The following is a 24,057-nucleotide window of genomic DNA, read 5'->3' as shown; positions in this document are numbered from 1 at the left end:
CATAAAAAATCCCCTTACAACATTCATTGCAAAGGGATCAGACTTACTTATTCACTATATGCATCTGTCAACGTCGTAACGATTTGTTTTTTACGGGATACGACCCCTTCAAGTAAGGCGCGATTTTCCTTTAATTCTACATCGAATGCTTTTTCTAACTTGTCTTTATTTCTTCCAAGAGCTAGCACATCTGAATTGCTGTTTAAAATATCGGTTACGACAAACACAAATAATCCAAGGTCTTTTTCCTTTATAGACCTGTCTATTTCTTCTTCCAGCTGCGCTTGTTGGTGATAGACCTGATTGATATCAATTGTATTCACCTGGGCAATAACAACTCTCTCTCCACCCATTGCAAATTCTTTAGCATCCATTGTTAAAAGTTCCGTAATCTTTTTATCACTTAAGTCAGCGCCTGCCTGCAGCATATCAAGGCCATATTTTTCCAAATCCACACCAGCAATTTCCGCTAGCTCATATGCCGCATCCACATCTTCTTTTGTGCAGGTTGGTGATTTTAACAATAAAGAGTCAGAAATAATTGCTGACACTAATAACCCGGCCACTTCTTTTGAAACAGCTACATCATTTTCTTTATACATTTTATTCAAAATAGTCGCTGTACACCCAACTGGCTCCACGCGGAAATAGAGCGGTTCCTTCGTTTCGAAATTTGAAATACGATGGTGATCGATGACTTCAGCAATCCGTACTTCCTGGATATTATCCACACTCTGCTGAAATTCGTTATGATCAACTAAAATTACGCTTTCCACATCAGCGTCTACTTTTTCAATAAGTTGTGGTGCTTTCACGTTAAAATAATCCAATGCATATTGTGTTTCTTTGTTTACTGGACCTAGTCTGGCAGGCTCTGCATTTTCACCTCGTTTATTCTTTAAATCAGCATAAGCTAATGCTGAGGAAATCGTATCTGTGTCAGGACTTTTATGTCCGAAAATTAAGGTCTTACCCATGTTCATTTCTCCTTCATATGTAATATAACTTGTCCAACTCTAAGATTACCATAATATAGTGCCTAGGAAAAAGCATTTACTTTAGTTTTACTCCTTATACCAATCCAATATTTTCTGTTTGGTAGCATGGTCTTTCACTTCCTGCAGATTTAATCCATTTAAATCGACCACTTTAATAACCGGATCTAACGGGCCGTCATATTCTTGTAATTTAACGATACAGTAACCTTCAAAGGGAGATGCAATAATTTCCAAAATAGCTTTATCCGAAAAAGCTTCATATATTTTCTCTTCATCTGTTTTACTTAACTTCCAATCAGTTGGTCGACTCTCATCTTCAATTTTTTGAATATTTACGCCAGTATCTGATTGCTGCATTGTTGCCACCTCTTTGTAGAGACCGGGCTTTCTATTAATTGAGTGCAATAATTTTATTATTTCAGAAGCACCTATTAATAAGAAACCACCTATTATATAGGGCAGCGATGAATTGGAGAAACCTACCAACATATCCATAATTCTGATTTCCCCTTCCATATTAGCTGGAAGGCGAGCACTATGCGCCACTATCATTGAAATTCCTAAAAATAAACCAGCAATTATAAATACAATTCCCGTATATAATAAAACTCTCCCGACTATGTTTCTTTCCATATTTTATCCCCCTTTCCTTTACAATTGTACCATTTATTCTTATATTTAATATAGAAATAATTAATTAAAGGTGGGATTCTAATGTCAAATCTATTTAATTTTACAAGGAGCGCTTCTCTTTCATTCGCGAAAGACCTCGATGAGAAGACGGCGGATTACCAGGCTGAGGCGTTTAATAACACGATACACTGGCATGTGGGACACGTACTTGTCACCGCAGAAGCATTACTATTTGGCTACCCGAAACAATCCGCTAATTTTCCAGAAAAATATAATGATCTGTTCGGAGGTGGAACAAAGCCTGCAGACTGGCCATCGGAAGTCCCTGCAATTTCAGAGCTTGTCAACCTTTTAGAAGAACAGCAAACGCGCATCAATGAGCTTTCAGATGATTTTTTCGCACAAGAGCTTCCTTTTAAGTTTATGAATTTTAAAACCTATGACGAATTATTTGCAATGGTAATTCAACATGAAAGTGAGCATCTTGGAAAAATGAAAGCAATGAAGCAAGTTGTACATGCATCCTAATTTCAGAAATAAATTTATTATTATTGGTGCAGGGATATTAGGTGCTAGTACAGCCTATCACCTTGCTAAAAGCGGTGCTGAAGTAGTTGTAATCGATAGAAAAGATGAAGGGCAAGCAACCGATGCTGCTGCGGGAATTATTTGTCCATGGTTATCCCAGCGTCGAAACAAAGCATGGTATCACTTAGCAAAAGGTGGAGCCAGGATTTATCCAAAACTAATGGATGAACTAGCAAAAGACGGCGAAACGGAAACTGGCTACTTACAGGTTGGAGCCCTTCGTCTTCATACCGAGGAAAAAAAGTTAATGGCAATGCAAGATCGTATCCTTAAACGGCGGGAAGATGCCCCAGAAATTGGTGATGTCTCACTGCTTGATGCTGCACAAACGAAGGAACTGTTTCCACTACTCAACGATGGGTATGGGGCTGTTCATGTTAGTGGCGCAGCACGAGTCGACGGCAGAAAGTTACGTGATGCTTTACTGCGTGGTGTTAAAAAACATGGTGGAACCATTGCGTATGGCAACGCTAAGCTTGTTCATAGTGGAGCACAGGTGACAGGTGTTAAGCTTGACGGCCAAATCATTGAAGCAGATACGGTTATTGCCACATCTGGCGCCTGGATGGATGAATTATTCAAACCATTAGGTATATCGTTTGAGGTAACACCACAAAAAGCACAAATCATGCATTTAGAAGTGCTAGCAAAGAATACTGCGGCCTGGCCTCTTATTATGCCTCCTAATAATTCATACATGCTAGCTTTAAATAATAGACGCTTCGTTATTGGAGCTACACAGGAAGATAATACTGGCTTTGATACGCGGGTTACTGCGGGTAAAATTCAGGAGATTTTAACTAAGGCAATACAAATAGCACCAGGTATTGCTTCAAGCAAAGTACTTGAGACAAGAGTTGGATTCCGTCCATTCACTCCTGGCTTCCTTCCAGTTGTAGGAGCGCTACCGGAATATGACGGACTGTTACTTGCCAACGGACTCGGCTCATCTGGTCTAACAACAGGACCATATGTAGGCATACAATTAGCAAAACTTGCTTTAGGTGAGGACTTAGACATTGATTTACTTGATTATGACGTGTCTGGAGCGATAAATTAGGACAGACTTTTAAAAGTCTGTCCTTTTTGCTGGCAGAAAGCTGCTTGAGTTGCAGGTAATGAAATGGAGATTCCACTAATCGGAGATAATGCGGAGATAATGATGAACGGAGTACAAATAGCTAATCAACTGCTATTAATCTAGTATGATCTATATGGATAGTTCATACTTTCTCTACCAACTTGAATACATATATTTACACTTATGAATTGATTTGGTACGCTTAAGCTGGATAATGAAGGGAGATTTATCATGAAAGGTAAAACGATGGTACTTATAATTCTAATAGCTTCTATATTATTGGTAACGTTGAGCTGGTTCGTGCTTGAATTTATAATCGATGCATATGATATTGATAGAGCCATGGCTAATACAATTGAAACGTATATCCTGTAAAGAATTACGAACAGAGGATCAAATTTTAAATCAGCAAATCAAAAGACCAAAGGAACCGTTATGTTTCTTTGGTCTTCATGAATTATCACAACTTCCGTATCGTTTTTGTATACTTACATTCGTCAACAAAGACAATCCTAATTTTTCTCGTCACTAATGCATTAATAATTTCTTCCGTATTATTCTTCATCTTGCACAGCCCTGTTACATTTTTCATCGGAAAATAATTTTCGTCCCCCTTGTTTATCATCCTAGCTCTCATCTCCTATTTTTAAGTATTGTAGCAGAGAGGAGAAATACTTGCAGAAGTTTAAAAGACCATTTTACAATAGGTTTTTACAGTGAAATTCAATTATCTATTGGTGAAAAACCCATAACTAAGTACAAATTATCCTGAAAATTCATTTACACACTTGTTTTTGAATATTGTTCCTTGCGCTTTAAAAAATTAGATTCAATAGCAGTGATAAGGCTACCGAATTTATAATAAGAGAATTGAAACAATGGACTTTGAATGAATGTAAAAATAAACGTAAACCAAAATACAGGCCCTCCCAATACTAGACCTAATACCAGAACAGAACTTTCCGTCACAATCCGAACCCTACTAATAGGTGCATTCAACTTATCAGAAATGGATAACATAAACCCATCTCGCGGGCCTGATCCAACTCCTGCAGCATTATACATCCCACCACCAAGACCCATAATTACAATTCCAGAAAGAATAATAAGAATATCCGGCCATGCATGCGTAGCATTTGGAAGGAAATCAACCCATAAAAAAAGATCAACAAATGCTCCTACTAAGAAAGCATTGAAGAAGGTCCCCGATTTAATATAACTTTTATCCAGGATCCACGACACAATAATTAACACACCAGAAATGATAATAGCCCACGAACCAATCGATAAGCCAACTCGCTCGAAAAGCGCTACATTCAGCACATCCCACGGGTGGATACCCAGATGTTGTACCTTTATTGCAATACTAATTCCTAAACTAAAAAACATAATTCCTATTACGAAAAAGAACCAACGCATCATATGTATCAATACGATCAACCTTCTTTCAAAAAAGAGCCTATAAATAACTATGTTAACATAAAATCCATTTCACAGCAGGCTTCTGACTAACACCCATTATCGATTTTATCATAAACAAGTGATTAGAAGACTTGGCATTCGTCAGATCATCAGATGTGACTAGAAAACCGCCAGTGCCTGCAATATTGATCAGCAATTTAAAACGTTCCTTTGAGATCACTGAAAACGAAAAGACAACCCACCTCTTTGGCAAGTTGTCTTCACTGGTAAAATTATTTTAAAATTATTTGATGGAATCAACTGCTTCTTTCACCGTTGTTGTGCCTTTTACTACCTGAAATTCCTTTCCGATTGATTTATCATTTTCCAGACTGGCAAGAATCGCTCTTGCAATATCCTCTCTTGGCACTTCGTCGCTCTTCACTTCAGGAGCGGCATTTATCATTCCAGTTCCTTCATCATTTGTTAAAAACCCTGGATGGATAATCGTATAATCTAGGTCGGTTGCTTTTAACCATTCATCAGCATAGTGCTTGGCGACAACATATGGTGCAAAGTTTTCATTTGCTTCCTGAATGGCTTTACGAGTGGTATCAAATGAACTGATCATGATAAATCGTTTCACTCCTGCAGTTTTAGCAGCTTCAATCGTTTTTACAGCCCCATCCAAATCAATCATAATGGTTTTGTCTTTTCCTGTGTGACCACCGGAACCTGCAGTAAATACGACCGCATCAACTCCATCGGCAGCCTTTGCAATTGCATCGATATCATCTTCCAGATCCACCAGTGCCGTTTCTGCACCTAAATCTTCAAAAAAAGACGCCTGTTCCTGTTTGCGGATCATTGTCCTAGCTTCAAGGTTGTCACTTTCCTGTATAAATTTAACCAACTGTTTTCCAATTTGACCATTTGCTCCTACTACTAGAACTTTCACTTTATCCACCCTTTCTAATAGATTTAATAAGACCTTTTTGTATTCCCTTTCTTTATCGTAAATAATTAGCAGGGCGTTGTCTATTATTCTGACTCAAGCAGTAAAGCTGATTAGCTGGATCATTTCTCACTTTCCATTGCTGCTCCCTATTTTTTATCAAAATGGAACCTTTCAGTATTTCTCCCTAATAATAGCCAAAATCATAATGTGTGCCGCGAAATTTGATCTGCATATTTTTTTCATGCCGTTCCTCCGTTAATCAGTTGAACAATGCAGGATTTTTATTTTTAAATTTAAGGAATAACAGTTAAAATATGATCTATACGATAATTTTTTAATTCAAAGTGGAGTATCGCAGTCAGGAGGTGTACTCATGGATGACATCGTTTCAATTAGTGCTTTAAAAACGCTTCTTGAAAAGAAAACAAAAAAGAAAATCCTTGTAAAAATAATGTGGAATGGAAATGACAAATTGACATTATTCATTACACCAAATATGAAAATCAACTCTTTTATATTTGATGAAAAAGAAGGATACATATTTTATGACAATGAAGGAATACCAGTAAAGCACGATATTCCGTGTGTACTGTCCCATAAGGAATTGATGGAAGGAAAAGTAAAGCTGGATGGGAATGTGAAGATTAACGGAGAACGTCTATCAAAAGAGGATATACAGTTTTTGGAGGAAATTGAATAGTAAGGAGTCAGATGGAACGCAAAAAAATTGTTGATCATCTTAGCCGCGAGGTGGAATATTCCTATCCGGCAGAACCTGTTATTGCATTTATCCAAAAGATAAAGTGCAGCAGGCTAAAATGATTGGGGGAAGTAACTCTAATTATAACACGTCTTTACTCCAAACCATCATTTATATAAAGAGCCGACAGCTAATGAGAAGGCTCTGTCTGTTTTTTTTCGTATTGATTGCCAAAATCTACCAGACAGCATTAATATTATTGCAATAGGGATGGAAATTAAATTCCTCCTGCGATTTTGGACTAGCCATAAACCAAAAATCCTAAGAAAGGAAGAATGATAGCGAAAGCCTACAGTAACATACTCATTTTAAATCAACATCCTTTAAAAGCAATAACCACTTCTCTCATAGCAACACAAACTTCAGTTAACCATTATTTATTGCCATCATCAGAATTTTACCATTACTTACAACAAATTAAAACGCCTGAAGAAAAAACTCCAAACGTTTATAAGGTGATTTGATGTAATTCCGCAACACCGAATTTATTTTATGTACCCCTATCTGCGAGATTTGTTTTTGCCAAGGCCGTCCGAAACAGGACAAAGGCAAACAAAGAAAGAATGATACCCGATATGTATGGCAATCCTATGAAAACGGAATACAAAAGTCCTCCAAGCACAGGTCCAATGATTCTCCCCAAGGAATCAAATGAAGACAAGGATCCCGTCACCATACCGTACCCAACAGTTGACTTTTTCGTTAACAGCGAGGAAACACTTGGCCGGATTACCCCATTGCCAACACCAAATATGGACAGAAATATGGCCGCAGTGATAAAATTCTGTGTAAATAGAATAAGCGCAAAACCTAGGGCAGAAATGAAAATTCCCGCCTGTATAATACGCACTTCTCCGAATTTTTTTGTCAATGCACCCATAGATCCCTGTACAGCCGCACTTGCAAGCCCCATAATCATAAATATGTAACCCAACGACACGGCGTCCAACCCTGCCCTTTCCGCTGCAAAATAAGCAAAGGTTGCTTCCAAACCGGCTAATGATACTGTTATAAAAAATTGCAGAAAATACAACATGAATAAAGGTCCTTGAAAAACATTTCTCCATGACAGTTTTTTTTGTGCAGCCGCTCCACTTGTTGATAGATGGATAGATTCTTTTAGAATAAAGAATACTAGGAACATAGTAGCGAACGATACAATCCCTGCAATATAAAACGGAGCATCCAAGCTAATGTCCGTAAATGTTCCACCAATCGCCGGACCAAATATAAAACCAAGCCCGGTAGCTGCTCCTACGATTCCCATTCCCTTGCCTCGATCTTCCTCTGTTGTGATATCCGCAACATAAGCCATGACTGTCGGCATGTTTGCAGCAGATAATACACCACCGATAAAGCGCGCAACAAAAAGCACCCATAGCTGTGTAGACAGTGCCATCATGAAAAAGGATAGCGACAATCCAAAAATACCAATCAAGATTACTGGCTTCCGGCCTACACGATCGGAAATACGTCCCCACATTGGGGCAAAAATAAACTGCATCAAGGAATAAACAGCCATTAATAATCCAAGTTCCGTAGGCGATGCTCCCAGTTCCTCTGCATAGAATGGAAGCACAGGTATAATGATCCCAAAGCCAACCATGACAAGGAACATAATGATAAAAAGTATTGGCAATGCTTTATTTAGTTTCAATGTACATCCACCTTAGTTGTTAGTTGGACCCGCGAGCATGTCTATTTACCAAACATACTCAGTCCGAATCTCCCTGATAGTCATGTAAAAATTTCAGCATTTTCACAGGAGCAAACCCGGAAACCCATTTTCCATTTATATTTGTTTGCGGGACAGAAAGTTTTCTTATTTTACCAATTAATTTGGTTATGGGACATAGGGACAGGAAAAGTGTCCCATTCTATATAGCTAACTGGGACATCTTGCCCGCTTTCTCGTCCCACCATCATTACCATGCTATAGCAATATCCTGGACCTTCATTAATCCACTATTATATGTACAAAAGTGATTGTTTAAAAATTTACAGTTTGGCTGAATCCTTACCACTTCGTAGTAAGTCAACGTCTCTAACTCTTATGACTCGATTGCTATGCGAATTTCCTACGGATTTAAATTATTACTTCTCCGTTTAGACACAAAAATAAGCATCCTTCCTAGTAAATAAGGAAAGAAAGTCAAGCCTTCGTCATGGTTGTTCGTGGTTGCATGACTATTATATGTACATTCTACGTAATTTTATAAACAAAAAGACACTACCTAGTCGAATAGATAGCGCCATATATATGTTACACTGATACCGGTGGCCGGGATCGAACCGGCACTCCAGAAGGAACATGATTTTGAGTCATGCGCGTCTGCCAATTCCGCCACACCGGCATAATTATATATGGAGGCGGTAACCGGATTTGAACCGGTGATAAAGGTTTTGCAGACCTCTGCCTTACCACTTGGCTATACCGCCATTAATAAAATGGAGCGGAAGACGGGATTCGAACCCGCGACCCCCACCTTGGCAAGGTGGTGTTCTACCACTGAACTACTTCCGCAAGTGGCTGGGCTACCAGGATTCGAACCTGGGATGCACGGGATCAAAACCCGATGCCTTACCGCTTGGCTATAGCCCAATTTCTATGGGGCGACCGGTGGGGATTGAACCCACGAATGCCGGAGCCACAATCCGGTGCGTTAACCACTTCGCCACGACCGCCATATAAAAAAATGGCAGGGGTAGTAGGAATCGAACCCACATCAAAGGTTTTGGAGACCTCCGTTTTGCCGTTAAACTATACCCCTACGTATTTATTTAAACATAAATGGTGGAGGGGGAGAGATTCGAACTCCCGAACCCTGAGGGAGCGGATTTACAGTCCGCCGCGTTTAGCCACTTCGCTACCCCTCCATATATGTCTTACTAATTAATTAAAAGTGGTGGCTCGGGACGGAATCGAACCGCCGACACACGGATTTTCAGTCCGTTGCTCTACCGACTGAGCTACCGAGCCAGATGAAACAGTAAATATTTAATCATAAATCAACACATTAGTTCTGTATAAAATGGCGGTCCGGACGGGACTCGAACCCGCGACCTCCTGCGTGACAGGCAGGCATTCTAACCAACTGAACTACCGGACCATGTTTTTTGTGCACTAAAGTACACTATCATTTTCAATTAACATAAATACACATTCATAGTAGTCAACTGAAATTTTTTGGTTGCGGGGGCAGGATTCGAACCTGCGACCTTTGGGTTATGAGCCCAACGAGCTGCCAGACTGCTCCACCCCGCGATATAATGAATTAGTAATGGTGGAGGATGCAGGGCTCGAACCTGCGACATCTTGCTTGTAAGGCAAGTGCTCTCCCAGCTGAGCTAATCCTCCAGTGAAAATGATGCGTTACCGTCTTATGTCCAATACATAAGATAGGTTATAAAGAAGTCTTATAATTTAAAAGTTGGTGACCCGTACGGGATTCGAACCCGTGTTACCGCCGTGAAAGGGCGGTGTCTTAACCACTTGACCAACGGGCCAATCATATATTAAAAGTGGCGGAGAGCGAGGGATTCGAACCCTCGAGGCCGCGTGAACGGCCTACACGATTTCCAATCGTGCTCCTTCGGCCACTCGGACAGCTCTCCATGGCTCCACAGGTAGGATTCGAACCTACGACCGATCGGTTAACAGCCGATAGCTCTACCACTGAGCTACTGTGGAATAATCAATTTGAGCAATTCATTCGAGAATAATTAATCAGATATATGTATGAACATGCTAAGAAATTATTCCATGAAATAGAATTTGCCTGGCGACGTCCTACTCTTGCAGGGGCAAAGCCCCAACTACCATCAGCGCTGGAGAGCTTAACTTCTGTGTTCGGCATGGGAACAGGTGTGACCTCTCCGCTATTACCACCAGACCTGATGTCATTCTGTGTTATTCACTGGATGTGAACATTTTACAGAACTTCCTTATGATAAGGACAAGTTTTATTATATGCATTTTTTGTCTAAATTGCAAGGGTTTTTGTCCATTTATACCCTAAAAACTAAATAAGAGTATCATCAACGCCGATCAAATAAGAAATTAGTTAAGTCCTCGATCGATTAGTATTCGTCAGCTGCACGTGTCGCCACGCTTCCACCTCGAACCTATCTACCTCATCGTCTCTGAGGGATCTTACTCACTTAAAGTGATGGGAAGTATCATCTTGAGGGGGGCTTCATGCTTAGATGCTTTCAGCACTTATCCTTGCCATACGTAGCTACCCAGCCATGCTCCTGGCGGAACAACTGGTACACCAGCGGTATGTCCATCCCGGTCCTCTCGTACTAAGGACAGCTCCTCTCAAACTTCCAACGCCCACGACGGATAGGGACCGAACTGTCTCACGACGTTCTGAACCCAGCTCGCGTACCGCTTTAATGGGCGAACAGCCCAACCCTTGGGACCGACTACAGCCCCAGGATGCGATGAGCCGACATCGAGGTGCCAAACCTCCCCGTCGATGTGAACTCTTGGGGGAGATAAGCCTGTTATCCCCGGGGTAGCTTTTATCCGTTGAGCGATGGCCCTTCCATGCGGTACCACCGGATCACTAAGCCCGACTTTCGTCCCTGCTCGACTTGTAGGTCTCGCAGTCAAGCTCCCTTGTGCCTTTACACGCTACGAATGATTTCCAACCATTCTGAGGGAACCTTTGGGCGCCTCCGTTACTTTTTAGGAGGCGACCGCCCCAGTCAAACTGCCCGCCTGAAACTGTCTCCGAACCGGATTACGGTCCTGGGTTAGAAGGTTCGTACAGCCAGGGTGGTATCCCACGGATGCCTCCACGTAAGCTAGCGCTCACGTTTCCAAGGCTCCCACCTATCCTGTACAAGCTATACCAACATTCAATATCAGGCTACAGTAAAGCTCCACGGGGTCTTTCCGTCCTGTCGCGGGTAATGTGCATCTTCACACATCGTATAATTTCACCGGGTCTCTCGTTGAGACAGTGCCCAAGTCGTTGCACCTTTCGTGCGGGTCGGAACTTACCCGACAAGGAATTTCGCTACCTTAGGACCGTTATAGTTACGGCCGCCGTTTACTGGGGCTTCGGTTCTGCGCTTCGCTCGAAAGCTAACGCTTCCCCTTAACCTTCCAGCACCGGGCAGGTGTCAGCCCTTATACTTCGCCTTTCGGCTTCGCAAAGACCTGTGTTTTTGATAAACAGTCGCTTGGGCCTATTCACTGCGGCTCACTCACGAGTGAGCACCCCTTCTCCCGAAGTTACGGGGTCATTTTGCCGAGTTCCTTAACGAGAGTTCTCCCGCTCACCTTAGGATTCTCTCCTCGCCTACCTGTGTCGGTTTGCGGTACGGGCACCTGTGACCTCACTAGAGGATTTTCTTGGCAGTGTGAAATCGGGAACTTCGGTACTCAATTTCCCTCCCCATCACAGCTTGAAATTGCCGAACGGATTTACCTATTCGACTTTCTCACTGCTTGGGCGCACTATTCCATCTGTGCGCATTCCTTATCCTACTGCGTCCCCCCATCGTTCAAACAGTCACGAGGTGGTACAGGAATATCTACCTGTTGTCCATCGCCTACGCCTTTCGGCCTCGGCTTAGGTCCCGACTAACCCTGAGAGGACGAGCCTTCCTCAGGAAACCTTAGGCTTTCGGTGAAAGAGATTCTCACTCTTTTTTCGCTACTCATACCGGCATTCTCACTTCCAAGCGCTCCACCAGTCCTCACGGTCTGACTTCACAGCACTTGGAACGCTCTCCTACCATTGTTCATTAGAACAATCCGCAGCTTCGGTGATACGTTTAGCCCCGGTACATTTTCGGCGCAGAGTCACTCGACCAGTGAGCTATTACGCACTCTTTAAATGATGGCTGCTTCTAAGCCAACATCCTGGTTGTCTGGGCAACTCCACATCCTTTTCCACTTAACGTATACTTTGGGACCTTAGCTGGCGGTCTGGGCTGTTTCCCTCTCGACTATGAACCTTATCACCCATAGTCTGACTCCCAAGGCAAAGTAGCTGGCATTCGGAGTTTGACTGAATTCGGTAACCCGGTGAGGGCCCCTCGTCCAATCAGTGCTCTACCTCCAGTACAATCAACCTTGAGGCTAGCCCTAAAGCTATTTCGGAGAGAACCAGCTATCTCCGTGTTCGATTGGCATTTCACCCCTACCCACACCTCATCCCCGCATTTTTCAACATACGTGGGTTCGGGCCTCCGGTCAGTGTTACCTGACTTTCACCCTGGACATGGGTAGATCACACGGTTTCGGGTCTACGACCACATACTAGAGACGCCCTGTTCAGACTCGCTTTCGCTGCGGCTCCGTGTCTTCCACTTAACCTTGCATGTAATCGTAACTCGCCGGTCCATTCTACAAAAGGTACGCCGTCACCCATTAACGGGCTTCGACTACTTGTAAGCGCACGGTTTCAGGTTCTATTTCACTCCCCTTCCGGGGTGCTTTTCACCTTTCCCTCACGGTACTGGTTCACTATCGGTCACGAGGAAGTATTTAGCCTTAGGAGATGGTCCTCCCAGATTCCGACGGAATTTCTCGTGTTCCGCCGTACTCAGGATACACTCCGGAGGAAATGCCTTTTCGACTACAGGGCTCTTACCTTCTATGGCTGATCGTTCCAGATCGATTCGTCTAACGCATTTCTTTGTAACTCCAATGGAATGTCCTACAACCCCAAAGAGCAAGCTCTTTGGTTTGGGCTGTTTCCGTTTCGCTCGCCGCTACTTGGGAAATCGCATTTGCTTTCTCTTCCTCCGGGTAATGAGATGTTTCAGTTCCCCGGGTCTGCCTCATTTATCCTATGTATTCAGATAAATGTCCTGTTCCATTACGAACAGTGGGTTCCCCCATTCGGAAATTCTCGGATCAATGTTTACTTACAACTCCCCGAGACATATCGGCGTTAGTCCCGTCCTTCTTCGGCTCCTCGTACCAAGGCATCCACCGTGCGCTCTTCTTCACTTAACTAAGTTACTTGTTTTCATTCAAAAGAACGTACAATTTAATTTGATGTCGTTGATTACTCTTATTTAGTTTTCAAGGTACAAAATAACAAAATGAGAGATTTACATCCCTCAAAACTGAACCAAACAACCATGTATGCCCCTGACCTCAGAGAACCCGTTAGGGTACCTCTGAAGCGTTCCTTCTATTTATCCTTAGAAAGGAGGTGATCCAGCCGCACCTTCCGATACGGCTACCTTGTTACGACTTCACCCCAATCATTGGCCCCACCTTCGGCGGCTGGCTCACGTAAACGTGTTACCTCACCGACTTCGGGTGTTGCTAACTCTCGTGGTGTGACGGGCGGTGTGTACAAGGCCCGGGAACGTATTCACCGCGGCATGCTGATCCGCGATTACTAGCGATTCCGGCTTCATGCAGGCGAGTTGCAGCCTGCAATCCGAACTGAGAATGGTTTTATGGGATTTGCTACACCTTGCGGCTTCGCTGCCCTTTGTTCCATCCATTGTAGCACGTGTGTAGCCCAGGTCATAAGGGGCATGATGATTTGACGTCATCCCCACCTTCCTCCGGTTTGTCACCGGCAGTCACCTTAGAGTGCCCAACTTAATGCTGGCAACTAAGATTAAGGGTTGCGCTCGTTACGGGACTTAACCCAACATCTCACGACACGAGCTGACGACAACCATGCACCACCTGTCACTCTGTCCCCGAAGGGAACCCGGTATCTCTACCGGTTGCAGAGGATGTCAAGACCTGGTAAGGTTCTTCGCGTTGCTTCGAATTAAACCACATGCTCCACCGCTTGTGCGGGCCCCCGTCAATTCTTTTGAGTTTCAGCCTTGCGGCCGTACTCCCCAGGCGGAGTGCTTAATGCGTTAACTTCAGCACTAAGGGGCGGAAACCCCCTAACACCTAGCACTCATCGTTTACGGCGTGGACTACCAGGGTATCTAATCCTGTTCGCTCCCCACGCTTTCGCTCCTCAGCGTCAGTTACAGACCAGAGAGTCGCCTTCGCCACTGGTGTTCCTCCACATCTCTACGCATTTCACCGCTACACGTGGAATTCCACTCTCCTCTTCTGTACTCAAGTCCTCCAGTTTCCAATGACCGCTCACGGTTAAGCCGCAAGATTTCACATCAGACTTAAAAGACCGCCTGCGAGCGCTTTACGCCCAATAATTCCGGACAACGCTTGCCCCCTACGTATTACCGCGGCTGCTGGCACGTAGTTAGCCGGGGCTTTCTGGTTAGGTACCGTCAAGGTACCGCCTTATTCAAACGGTACTTGTTCTTCCCTAACAACAGAGTTTTACGATCCGAGAACCTTCATCACTCACGCGGCGTTGCACCGTCAGACTTTCGTCCATTGCGGATGATTCCCTACTGCTGCCTCCCGTAGGAGTCTGGGCCGTGTCTCAGTCCCAGTGTGGCCGATCACCCTCTCAGGTCGGCTACGCATCGTCGCCTTGGTGAGCCTTTACCTCACCAACTAACTAATGCGCCGCGGGCCCATCTGTAAGTGACAGCTAAAAGCCGCCTTTTAACTTCTCATCAGGAGATAAAAAGTGTCATTCGGTATTAGCTCGCGTTTCCGCGAGTTATCCCAATCTTACAGGTAGGTTGCCCACGTGTTACTCACCCGTCCGCCGCTCGGTCCACAGATTTCCTCCCGAAGGATTCCATCTGCTTCACGCGCTCGACTTGCATGTATTAGGCACGCCGCCAGCGTTCGTCCTGAGCCAAGATCAAACTCTCCAAAAAAGTTTGAATAAGATCGACACCGTCAATCTCATCAATTGTCTTAGCTTTCTTCCTTTCATGCGCAAAAGAAATTTGTTTTTGTCGAATTCATAAAATCCGGACATTCACTTACCTCTTCTGACATGTGAAAAACAGTAACCTGTTCTTCTTGACATACTGGTTGTTTTGTTCAGTTTTCAAGGAGCAAATTTCAGTGATTACTTTAAAATAGCAACCTCTTCATCTTATCATGCCCACTTCTATAAGTCAATAACTTTTTTGAAGTGTTTTTTAAGATTTGATTTTGTGCCGCTTCTCAAAAATGCGACTTTATTAATTTACCATGCTGACTTATTAAAGTCAATAAGTAATTTAATTTTTCTTTTGCAGATCTAAGAGAATAAAAAATCTCTTACTTTATGAATGCAATTAAGACTTACGCCACAAATCGTTAAATAAACAATCGATTTTTTGCGACGGAATTAAATGTATCATGGTTAATTTATAAAGTCAACAAGTATCCGACATTTTTCTACCTTCATTTTTTCATCTCATCAAAACGATCAATCAAGTTGTTCATTTTATAATTAGATTATTGAATTGGAATACAACATATATCTTCTAACATAGGAACCTGATACAATATCATCCTTTATTCCTTATCACTAGATACTTACGTTAGAATAGTCTACACCTTTATTTTTTCCAGTACAAACTTAATTGATGGTGTTTGTTCAAAATATGGTGTTATATAAGAAAACCTCTATACTATTCCTTTAAATTTCTATGAATTTCTATGAATTTATCCCAATTGAATTCCCTTCTCATACATTATTACTCTGTATCAGTCCATTCTAAAGGAAATCCCGCTGTTATGATGTGCTGTTCTACTGTTCTTTCTGCAACCCCATCATGCATCAGGCTTCTCTGACCATTATTAGAACTTGGTAGCCGCTAAAGGAAAACGCCTAATGTTTTTATTTCATTCTTGATATATTGGTTTCAGGGAATTTTCCTTATCCACAGTTCCCTCATATTCACGTTACAATTTTTTTGATATGATATATGTACGTTAAGTTCCTTTTTTAGTACGATATTTTAATAAAAATATGCTATACTACCTATGAAAGAATTAAGGAGGACAACCATGGCGCAGCAAGGTTCAATCAATTCAAGTAAAATAAATAAAATACGTTCTTTTGCATTAATTTTAATTTTTGCAGGTATTCTATTAATGTATGGTGGACTTTTAACTAGAAGCACTGAGTGGTTAATGGCAATATTCTTTATCTTAGGGCTTTTGGCGATAGTCTTTAGTTGTGTTGTTTATGTTTGGATTGGAACATTATCCTTACGGGCAGTACCGATCGTTTGCCCAAGTTGCGAGAAACCAACCAAAATGTTAGGCCGTGTTGATGCATGTATGCATTGTAAACAGCCACTAACACTAGACAAAGACTTAGAAGGTGAAGAATTAGATACAAAATACAATAAACGAAGTTACAAGAAAAAAGCAAAAGAAAATAACACAAAATCCTAATCCGTCCCATCGACGGATTTTTTGCATGTCCTGGGACTGTGCGTGAATGCTCGCCCCATCGAAGACCTTTGGGACTGCGCGTGAACGCTCGTCCCATCGAAGATCATTGGGACTGCGTGTGAATGCTCATCCCATCGAAGACCATTGGGACTGTAGGTGAATGCTCACCCCGTCGAAAACATTTGGGCGTCGTAAGTCTGGAGCTTGGTAGGTGCCGATACTTCTATTAGAAATATCGAATGCTAATATACATCCTATATATGAACGGAAACCATTTTCATCATTATTGGTCAAGTTTCCATTCATGATTGGACGTCCGTTAAACTGCGATAAAACAAATAGAAGGTTCAAAACACATCCAAGATCTACCTTAACGAAAGATAGACTTCCATTGTTACGAATTTTTTCAAGTGAAAGGAATGAAACCAATTGGATCCACTACTTTACTTTAATTACATGGATTATCTTGGTCAAAAGAAGCCATTGCAATTTAATAATCCAGTTGAACATATTGTCGCAACAACGATTGAAGAAGTTCTTCCTGCCTTACGAAGTGTGCAAGCTGCTGTAGATAACGGGTATTATGCTGCCGGCTACCTTTCCTATGAGACCGCACCAGCTTTTGATTCTGCATATAAAGTAAATGACGACCCAAAAATGCCATTGCTTTGGTTTGGTATTTTCGAGAAACCTGTCCAAAAGGAACTACAAAGCTCCAAGACATTTTATACAACAGAGTGGTTTCCGCAGACGAGCCTTGATACATACAACAACGCTATAAATACAATTAAACAATGTATTGGACAAGGTGATACATATCAAGTGAACTACACGATAAGAATGCAAGCAACGTTCGAAGGAGACACTGTTGCTTACTATAATCGATTGGCCCAGGCTCAATCAGCCAATTACAGTGCTTACCTTGATATTGGAGACTTTACAATTTTATCCGCTTCTCCAGAGCTATTCTTTCGCATAAAGGACGGGGACATCACGACGAAGCCAATGAAAGGAACGGTTGCCCGCGGTAAAACACCAGCAGAAGATAAATCTAATCGTGATTGGCTCTATAGATCTGAGAAAAACCGCGCAGAAAATGTAATGATTGTTGATTTACTACGCAATGACTTAGGCATGATCGCCAAACCAGGCACGATAAAAGTACCAGAACTTTTTGCAATTGAAAAATACCCTACCGTCTATCAAATGACGTCAACGGTAACTGCAGAAGTTTCTGATGATAAACAACTACCGGATATATTCAAGGCCTTGTTTCCATGTGGTTCCATTACAGGCGCCCCTAAAATAAGCACCATGAATATTATCAATGAATTAGAGGATTCAGCGCGGGAGGTGTATTGCGGTACCATTGGTTTCATTACCCCTGAGCAGGAAGCCATTTTTAATGTTCCAATTCGAACAGTGGTGATTAATAACCAAACGAATGAAGCACAATATGGTGTTGGTGGTGGAATTACTTGGGATTCAACAGATGAAGAAGAATATGAAGAAGTTTTAACGAAAGCAGCGATAGTAAACACAACGAATACTGGCTTTGAATTATTAGAGTCATTGGGACTTGTTAATGGGCGATATTTGGTACTTGAAGAACATATGAAACGTTTAAAGAGTTCCGCAGCTTATTTTAATTTTGATATAGATATTCATTTCATAAGAGAGAAACTGCTGAATTATGCGCAAAACGAAAAAAATAGTTTCTTGAAAGTGCGTCTTCTCGTAAACGATAAAGGTGAACCTACTATAGAAGGAAGTGAAGCTTCACCCTTTGAAAATCAAGTTCCTGTCACCATTGCAAACGTTCCAATAGATAAACAAAATATATTCCTCTACCATAAAACAACAAATCGATCCGTATATACGAAGATACTACATCAACATCCTGATGTTTTCGATATATTATTGTGGAATGAAGACAGGGAACTAACGGAATTCACAACAGGAAATATCGTAGTGGAAATCAACAATCAATTATACACTCCACCCGTTGAAAGTGGTTTACTTGCTGGGACCTATCGAGATAGGCTGCTAAAAGACAGGGTTATTACAGAAAGAAAAATCACGCTTGATGAGATCGCGGAACCTTCAAATATCTGGCTTATAAATAGTGTTAGAGAATGGGTGCATGTACAATTAATCAAAGAACCGTAATTTCTAACCTAAATTTATAGTTATATACTGGAAAACCCACATGCACCAGTCTGCATGTGGGTTTTTCTTTAACGATGTTAGTGACTTGGAGTTGGAGTTGCGGTTTCTTGACATTTCTCACACTTACCATAAATCTCCATACGATGGTGGCTAACGTCAAAACCTGTCACCTGTTCTGCCAATGATTCCACTTCATCTAACACCGGATAGTGGAAATCGACAATTTTGCCACACTTATCACATATAATGTGATAATGATCTGTTGTATTACTATCAAATCTGCTTGAGGAATCACCGTAAGTTAATTCACGAACAAGGCCAATTTCACGTAAGACACGCAGATTATTATAAACAGTTGCAACACTCATATTAGGAAATTTCCCTTCAAGTGCTTTATAAATTTCATCCGCTGTTGGATGAACTGGTGCTTTTAAAAGATATTCAAGAACAGCATGACGTTGTGGTGTGATCCGGACGCCTGAGTCCCTTAATGTATCAATCGCTTGTTCTAATTGTTGTTCAGACACGGTCAACCACCTCTCTTTCAATAATTTATTTAAATCTAACTTCATTATTAAATAATAGTGTTTATAATTAGTTTACCTGTTATATTACCACCATGTCAATATAAGTATATTATTGAATGACTAATTTTATAACTCGTAACACAATACAAATCATGAATTCCTCAATTAATCGATTTATTTATATAGGAAACAACAAGCATATTCTCAAGCTCATCAGCAAGTTTCCGTGATTTAATCATGTTTGTCCTTTACCACTGATCGTGGATAAATACACATCATTAATACCCCTTAGTCACATCAATTTTATTTACATACTGCTCTTTTCCCTCTAAAAAGCGTTGAAGATTTTCCCCAAAAATTTCCAAGCCACGCCTCGTATAGTGACGTGAAACCCCTGATATGTGAGGTGTGATGGTTACACTTTCCTCCTGCCAGAATGGATGTTCCTCCGGTAACGGTTCCTCTTCAAAAACATCTAAAATGGCGTGTGCAATCTTTTTTTCCTGTAACGCTTTCAGTAAATCACCTTCGATTAAAACATCTCCACGTCCCATATTCAAAAAGACGGCATGATTTGGAAGCTTAGAAAACTGTTCATATGTAAAAAGCCCTTGCGTTTCTTTTGTACGTGGAAGAACGGATACAACAATGTCTGACTCAGGAAGGAGCTTGTCCAGATTCGTTGTAGTATGGTTTTCATCAAAATAATCTACAGGCTTGCCGCTTTTGGATACGCCTATTGTTTTCATACGAAAGGCTTTTGCCAAGCGCGCAACTTCTTGACCGATTGAACCTGCTCCTGCTATCAGGATTGTCTTTTCGGTTATCTCCTGCATACGTGCAGCGCTATTCCAGTAATGCTCTTTTTCACTTTGACTTAATACTTTTGCTTCACGGTAAACTTGTAGCAACATGGATATAGCATACTCTGCCATCGGAACTTTATGAATCCCTTTTACATTTGTCACAAGGATTCCTCTTTCTTCAATCGCTTGAAACGGCATTTGATCAATACCTGCAGACATAACCATAATCCACTTTAATTTCTGAGCCTGTCCAATTAATTCAGGAGTAAGATCTCCACCGTATGTGACTAGTATTTCAGCTTTCTTTATATAAGCTTTAGCCTCTTCCATGTTATTACAAAATAAAAAAGCTTGGGTTGGATGGTTTTCCATTAATGTTTCGTGATGTTTGCGAGAAATTTTTGCAGAAAATAAAATCACCTATACTACCTCCCTCATTCTCCCTTCTATATTAAAGGATTTTTGTTTTGTTGAACACTAGAAAGGTAGAAGTATTTTAATAGTACGCATTAAAACATGAACATCCATCCGAATGGAACAGTTCTGTATATAATAAATATCATGATTAACTTTTTCATTATGTGTTAAATCCCCAGCTACTTGGGCATAACCAGTCATTCCAGGTTTTACCTTCAATCTCCGCATTTGATAGTCGTTATAATAGTCGACAATCTCCGGTAGTTCTGATTTTGGCCCAATTAAACTCATGTTTCCTTTTAATACATTCCATAATTGTGGCAGTTTATGAAGTTTATATTTTCGAATCCAGGCTCCCGTTGACGTTACCGTAACATTGGTATTTCTATGAAATTTAAATGTGTCTGGAACTCCATCTTTCCATGATTCCGGTTTTGGATGTGGTGGTAATGCACAGATAACACGTGATGGATTCGTCATCGTACGAAATCTCCACATTATATATGCACGACTATTCCTACCAGCTCTCCTTTCACGGTAAAATACAGGCCTTCCCTCTTTTTTATTAATCTTATAACTGATAAACAGAAAAAATGGCGTTAACAATAGAAGTAGCATAAAGCTTACAGTGATATCTACCAATCGTTTTATAAAAAAATACATTTTACTTGGCTGTGTGGCAATTTTCTTAGCCTCAACTCTCGACTTTACGTTTTCCTGTAATTCCATATAAAACACCCCGCTTTTTAATAGCAATAGGTAAAGCTCGTACTATATCCTATTCTAAAAAGCTAGTTTATATAACAATAGAATAATTTATCTATTAACAAGGTTCTTTTCATAAGTGTTACTGCACCCTTATGAAAATAGGAAAGTTTTAACCTGTATCTGTAAAAAAGACAGCCCACATAGGACTGCCTCATTTTAATTATATGTTTCTTTTATAAATTCCAACGCTTCCTCCACATGCCCTTTAACCTTAACTTTACGAAATTCCTTTTGCAGCTGTCCTTCCTTATCCAGAATGAAAGTAGAACGCTCGATTCCATAATATTCTTTGCCAAAGTTTTTCTTCAGCTTCCATACATCAAAATCCTCTGCCACTTTATGGTCTTCGTCTGCTAGAAGCTCAAATGGCAAGTCATGCTTATCAATAAATTTCTGATGGCTGGAGGCAGGATCCGGGCTTATCCCGATAATAACTGCATCTAATTCTCCGAAACTTTCATGGTGATCTCGGAAATCACATGCCTCTGTCGTACAGCCAGGCGTCATGTCTTTGGGATAAAAATATAATACGACATGCTTCCCGCTATAATCAGACAGACTGACTTTTTCTCCTTTTTGGTTTGGCAATGTAAAGTCTGCAACTTGTTTCCCTATTTCAACTGCCATGTGGGTCCCCTCCATATTTGTTTTATTATATGGTCAACTATAGCACACAAAAACACAGGTTTCATTTATCCCTACTTCTCTCCTGCTGTGATTGAACAAGACGCAAAACAAATGCTGCAGGCAATATATACCCAATGAGTGCTTCTATTAATGCAATAAACCGCCCAATTCCAATCGGTGTAATATCTCCATAGCCAATTGTAAGCATGGTCACTCCGCTAAAATACAACGAATGAATGAAAGAACCAAATACACTAACCTCGCGTAATTCACCAGCCTCCACCAAAATTATTCCATTAAAGGACATAATAAAATAAATCAATCCAAACCCAATAATGACGGTTATATATATCATTAATAACATATAAAAAAGACCAACCGAAAATCTACTTTGTCGCATGTCGATGCGTAAACGTGCTTTACCACCTCCACGAATGAAATCAATTAGACTTTTCAACATAACAAAACAGATCGCAATCAATATCAACCAAGGAATGATCCCCATAAAATCCCCTCTATTCAATACTTTACCTGATATATATGCTTATCTACTACAAAGCTTGTCAACTTTTTATCAGGATGATTCCTACATTGCAAAACACATTCACATCATCTATTCTTTTACCTAGCATCATGGAACTTAATTTAACCAAAAGTCACGTAAATTTAGGGAGGCAATCTTCAATGGATTTTTCAAAATCAAAAGCGTTACACGAAGAAGCTCAAGAACATATCGTTGGTGGTGTTAATTCACCATCACGTGCCTATAAAGGTGTTGGGGGTGGGTCACCAATATATATGGAACGTGGACAAGGCGCTTATTTCTGGGATGTTGACGGGAATAAATATATTGACTACTTAGCGGCTTATGGCCCGATTATTACAGGGCATGCGCATCCCCATGTTGCTGCGGCCATTTCACATGCGGCCACAACTGGCGTGCTATACGGAACACCAACCCGACTTGAGAATCAATTTGCTAAAATGCTCAAAGATGCGATTCCGTCACTGGAGAAAGTACGCTTTGTTAATTCTGGTACAGAGGCTGTCATGACAACCATACGTGTGGCACGTGCCTACACGGATCGTACAAAGATAATCAAGTTTGCTGGTAGTTATCATGGCCATTTCGATGCTGTATTGGTTGAAGCGGGGTCAGGCCCTGCTACTCTTGGAACGCCAGATTCAGCTGGTATCCCTCGTTCAGTTGCTGAAGATGTGATTACCGTACCCTTTAATGATTTAACTGCATTTAAAGAAGCGCTAGATCAATGGGGAGATCAGGTTGCAGCTGTCTTAGTTGAACCGATTGTTGGAAACTTTGGGATCGTTAAGCCGCATGAAGGTTTCTTGCAAGCTATCAATGATTTAACACACGGTACGGGGGCATTAGTCATTTATGATGAGGTCATTACTGCTTTTCGATTCACTTATGGCAGTGCTCAACAAGTATACAATATAGAGCCTGATATGACTGCAATGGGAAAAATTATTGGCGGTGGCCTGCCGATAGGTGCATACGGTGGCCGTCAGGATATTATGGAACAAGTGGCACCACTTGGACCTGCATATCAAGCTGGGACAATGTCTGGTAATCCTGCCTCAATTGCAGCAGGAATTGCTTGTTTAGAAGTTTTACAAGAAGATGGTGTTTATGAAAAGTTAGACCAGCTCGGGGAACGGTTAGAACGTGGAATACTGGAAAAAGCGTCCCTGAATGGAGTTGCACTTTCTGTAAACCGCTTGTGTGGCGCACTGACTGTTTATTTCGGAGAAGATGAGGTTACCAATTATGATCAAGCTGAAGCAAGTGACGGCGAGTCGTTTGCAAAATTTTTCCATTTAATGCTTAATCAAGGTGTCAATTTAGCTCCATCTAAATTTGAAGCGTGGTTTATAACGACAGAACATACAGAAGCAGATATTGATGAAACAATTGAAGCAGTAGGTCGAGCATTTGCAATGATGGCCAATGAATAGATTTTGACTGAATACACTCTCCGATTTAGGGGTGTATTCATTTTTGCTTGAGCGAAACACACGCCAAACCATATATAAAGCTC

General features: G+C 41.3%; 18 protein-coding genes, 14 tRNA genes and 3 rRNA genes. 7 read left to right on the top strand and 28 right to left on the bottom strand.

Annotated elements, in window-relative coordinates; all coding sequences use genetic code 11:
• Nucleotides 1–47: 47 nt before the first annotated feature.
• Nucleotides 48–977 carry a manganese-dependent inorganic pyrophosphatase gene (locus OLD84_RS05835; RefSeq protein WP_209463688.1) on the bottom strand — a complete coding sequence of 310 codons (930 nt, stop codon included), beginning with the start codon at nt 975–977 and terminating at the stop codon, nt 48–50.
• Nucleotides 978–1,064: 87 nt separating this feature from the next.
• Nucleotides 1,065–1,631 (bottom strand): hypothetical protein, encoded by a 567-nt coding sequence (locus OLD84_RS05830; protein WP_209463689.1) that lies wholly within the window; start codon nt 1,629–1,631, stop codon nt 1,065–1,067.
• Nucleotides 1,632–1,712: 81 nt separating this feature from the next.
• Here OLD84_RS05830 and OLD84_RS05825 point away from each other — a divergent pair, with 81 nt between their 5' ends.
• The 3 genes from OLD84_RS05825 to OLD84_RS05815 all read left to right on the top strand — a co-directional run bounded on the left by OLD84_RS05825 (nt 1,713) and on the right by OLD84_RS05815 (nt 3,675).
• Nucleotides 1,713–2,159, top strand: a complete 447-nt coding sequence (locus OLD84_RS05825) for a DinB family protein (protein WP_209463690.1) — start codon at nt 1,713–1,715, stop codon at nt 2,157–2,159.
• Nucleotides 2,149–3,279 (top strand): NAD(P)/FAD-dependent oxidoreductase, encoded by a 1,131-nt coding sequence (locus tag OLD84_RS05820; RefSeq protein ID WP_209463691.1) that lies wholly within the window; start codon nt 2,149–2,151, stop codon nt 3,277–3,279. Before OLD84_RS05825 ends, OLD84_RS05820 begins: the two co-directional genes overlap by 11 nt.
• A gap of 252 nt (nt 3,280–3,531) precedes the next feature.
• Complete coding sequence (locus tag OLD84_RS05815) at nt 3,532–3,675, top strand: hypothetical protein (RefSeq protein ID WP_209463692.1); 144 nt, start codon at nt 3,532–3,534, stop codon at nt 3,673–3,675.
• 85 nt (nt 3,676–3,760) lie between these two features.
• On the opposite strand, the gene OLD84_RS05810 is transcribed toward OLD84_RS05815, so the two are convergent.
• From OLD84_RS05810 to OLD84_RS05800, 3 genes are all read right to left on the bottom strand, one after another.
• Entirely contained in the window at nt 3,761–3,925 is a 165-nt protein-coding gene (locus tag OLD84_RS05810; RefSeq protein ID WP_209463693.1) for a hypothetical protein, read from the bottom strand.
• A gap of 155 nt (nt 3,926–4,080) precedes the next feature.
• Entirely contained in the window at nt 4,081–4,722 is a 642-nt protein-coding gene (locus OLD84_RS05805; protein WP_319962265.1) for a YczE/YyaS/YitT family protein, read from the bottom strand.
• Between the two features lie 283 nt (nt 4,723–5,005).
• Nucleotides 5,006–5,659, bottom strand: coding sequence for an SDR family oxidoreductase (locus OLD84_RS05800; RefSeq protein ID WP_209463695.1), 654 nt, complete (start codon nt 5,657–5,659; stop codon nt 5,006–5,008).
• 373 nt (nt 5,660–6,032) lie between these two features.
• Between OLD84_RS05800 and OLD84_RS05795 the strand changes: the two genes are divergently transcribed.
• Nucleotides 6,033–6,359, top strand: a complete 327-nt coding sequence (locus tag OLD84_RS05795) for a hypothetical protein (protein WP_209463696.1) — start codon at nt 6,033–6,035, stop codon at nt 6,357–6,359.
• A 550-nt stretch (nt 6,360–6,909) separates the two neighbouring features.
• On the opposite strand, the gene OLD84_RS05790 is transcribed toward OLD84_RS05795, so the two are convergent.
• The 18 genes from OLD84_RS05790 to OLD84_RS05705 form a co-directional block, all read right to left on the bottom strand.
• On the bottom strand, nt 6,910–8,076 hold the full coding sequence (locus tag OLD84_RS05790; protein ID WP_209463697.1) for an MFS transporter: 1,167 nt from the start codon (nt 8,074–8,076) through the stop codon (nt 6,910–6,912).
• A gap of 615 nt (nt 8,077–8,691) precedes the next feature.
• Nucleotides 8,692–8,773, bottom strand: a tRNA-Leu gene (locus OLD84_RS05785).
• An 11-nt stretch (nt 8,774–8,784) separates the two neighbouring features.
• Nucleotides 8,785–8,858: transfer RNA gene (locus OLD84_RS05780), tRNA-Cys, on the bottom strand.
• A 10-nt stretch (nt 8,859–8,868) separates the two neighbouring features.
• Nucleotides 8,869–8,943: transfer RNA gene (locus tag OLD84_RS05775), tRNA-Gly, on the bottom strand.
• A gap of 3 nt (nt 8,944–8,946) precedes the next feature.
• Nucleotides 8,947–9,021, bottom strand: a tRNA-Gln gene (locus tag OLD84_RS05770).
• 7 nt (nt 9,022–9,028) lie between these two features.
• A tRNA-His gene (locus OLD84_RS05765) sits at nt 9,029–9,104 on the bottom strand.
• Nucleotides 9,105–9,116: 12 nt separating this feature from the next.
• Nucleotides 9,117–9,190 (bottom strand) — tRNA-Trp (locus tag OLD84_RS05760).
• A 21-nt stretch (nt 9,191–9,211) separates the two neighbouring features.
• A tRNA-Tyr gene (locus OLD84_RS05755) sits at nt 9,212–9,296 on the bottom strand.
• 27 nt (nt 9,297–9,323) lie between these two features.
• Nucleotides 9,324–9,399 (bottom strand) — tRNA-Phe (locus OLD84_RS05750).
• A 53-nt stretch (nt 9,400–9,452) separates the two neighbouring features.
• Nucleotides 9,453–9,529 (bottom strand) — tRNA-Asp (locus tag OLD84_RS05745).
• A gap of 78 nt (nt 9,530–9,607) precedes the next feature.
• Nucleotides 9,608–9,684: transfer RNA gene (locus OLD84_RS05740), tRNA-Met, on the bottom strand.
• Between the two features lie 17 nt (nt 9,685–9,701).
• Nucleotides 9,702–9,777, bottom strand: a tRNA-Val gene (locus tag OLD84_RS05735).
• 74 nt (nt 9,778–9,851) lie between these two features.
• Nucleotides 9,852–9,926, bottom strand: a tRNA-Glu gene (locus tag OLD84_RS05730).
• A 16-nt stretch (nt 9,927–9,942) separates the two neighbouring features.
• Nucleotides 9,943–10,034 (bottom strand) — tRNA-Ser (locus OLD84_RS05725).
• Between the two features lies 1 nt (nt 10,035).
• Nucleotides 10,036–10,110, bottom strand: a tRNA-Asn gene (locus OLD84_RS05720).
• An 86-nt stretch (nt 10,111–10,196) separates the two neighbouring features.
• Nucleotides 10,197–10,312, bottom strand: a 5S ribosomal RNA gene (rrf, locus tag OLD84_RS05715).
• A gap of 167 nt (nt 10,313–10,479) precedes the next feature.
• A 23S ribosomal RNA gene (locus tag OLD84_RS05710) occupies nt 10,480–13,398 on the bottom strand.
• 195 nt (nt 13,399–13,593) lie between these two features.
• Nucleotides 13,594–15,161, bottom strand: a 16S ribosomal RNA gene (locus OLD84_RS05705).
• The 16S, 23S and 5S rRNA genes sit together here with 14 tRNA genes alongside, the layout of an rRNA operon.
• Nucleotides 15,162–16,287: 1,126 nt before the next feature.
• Here OLD84_RS05705 and OLD84_RS05700 point away from each other — a divergent pair.
• Nucleotides 16,288–16,680 (top strand): YgzB family protein, encoded by a 393-nt coding sequence (locus tag OLD84_RS05700; protein WP_209463698.1) that lies wholly within the window; start codon nt 16,288–16,290, stop codon nt 16,678–16,680.
• 429 nt (nt 16,681–17,109) lie between these two features.
• Entirely contained in the window at nt 17,110–18,849 is a 1,740-nt protein-coding gene (gene pabB, locus OLD84_RS05695; protein ID WP_319962001.1) for an aminodeoxychorismate synthase component I, read from the top strand.
• Between the two features lie 77 nt (nt 18,850–18,926).
• On the opposite strand, the gene perR is transcribed toward pabB, so the two are convergent.
• The 5 genes from perR to OLD84_RS05670 all read right to left on the bottom strand — a co-directional run bounded on the left by perR (nt 18,927) and on the right by OLD84_RS05670 (nt 22,499).
• On the bottom strand, nt 18,927–19,376 hold the full coding sequence (gene perR / locus OLD84_RS05690) for a peroxide-responsive transcriptional repressor PerR (protein WP_209463699.1): 450 nt from the start codon (nt 19,374–19,376) through the stop codon (nt 18,927–18,929).
• A 278-nt stretch (nt 19,377–19,654) separates the two neighbouring features.
• Complete coding sequence (locus OLD84_RS05685; RefSeq protein ID WP_264917297.1) at nt 19,655–20,602, bottom strand: D-2-hydroxyacid dehydrogenase; 948 nt, start codon at nt 20,600–20,602, stop codon at nt 19,655–19,657.
• Between the two features lie 57 nt (nt 20,603–20,659).
• Nucleotides 20,660–21,328 (bottom strand): sugar transferase, encoded by a 669-nt coding sequence (locus OLD84_RS05680; RefSeq protein WP_209463700.1) that lies wholly within the window; start codon nt 21,326–21,328, stop codon nt 20,660–20,662.
• A 195-nt stretch (nt 21,329–21,523) separates the two neighbouring features.
• Nucleotides 21,524–21,994: a thioredoxin-dependent thiol peroxidase gene (bcp, locus tag OLD84_RS05675; protein WP_209463701.1), complete on the bottom strand. Its 471-nt coding sequence runs from the start codon at nt 21,992–21,994 to the stop codon at nt 21,524–21,526.
• A 61-nt stretch (nt 21,995–22,055) separates the two neighbouring features.
• Complete coding sequence (locus OLD84_RS05670) at nt 22,056–22,499, bottom strand: potassium channel family protein (protein ID WP_209463702.1); 444 nt, start codon at nt 22,497–22,499, stop codon at nt 22,056–22,058.
• A 179-nt stretch (nt 22,500–22,678) separates the two neighbouring features.
• Here OLD84_RS05670 and OLD84_RS05665 point away from each other — a divergent pair, with 179 nt between their 5' ends.
• On the top strand, nt 22,679–23,974 hold the full coding sequence (locus OLD84_RS05665; RefSeq protein ID WP_209463703.1) for a glutamate-1-semialdehyde 2,1-aminomutase: 1,296 nt from the start codon (nt 22,679–22,681) through the stop codon (nt 23,972–23,974).
• The last annotated feature ends 83 nt before the right edge of the window (nt 23,975–24,057 follow it).

The sequence above is a fragment of the Virgibacillus natechei genome (genome assembly GCF_026013645.1).
GTDB lineage: Bacteria > Bacillota > Bacilli > Bacillales > Amphibacillaceae > Virgibacillus_L > Virgibacillus_L natechei.
Note: the sequence above shows the minus strand (reverse complement) of the source record. Positions and strands in the feature narration are given on the sequence as shown.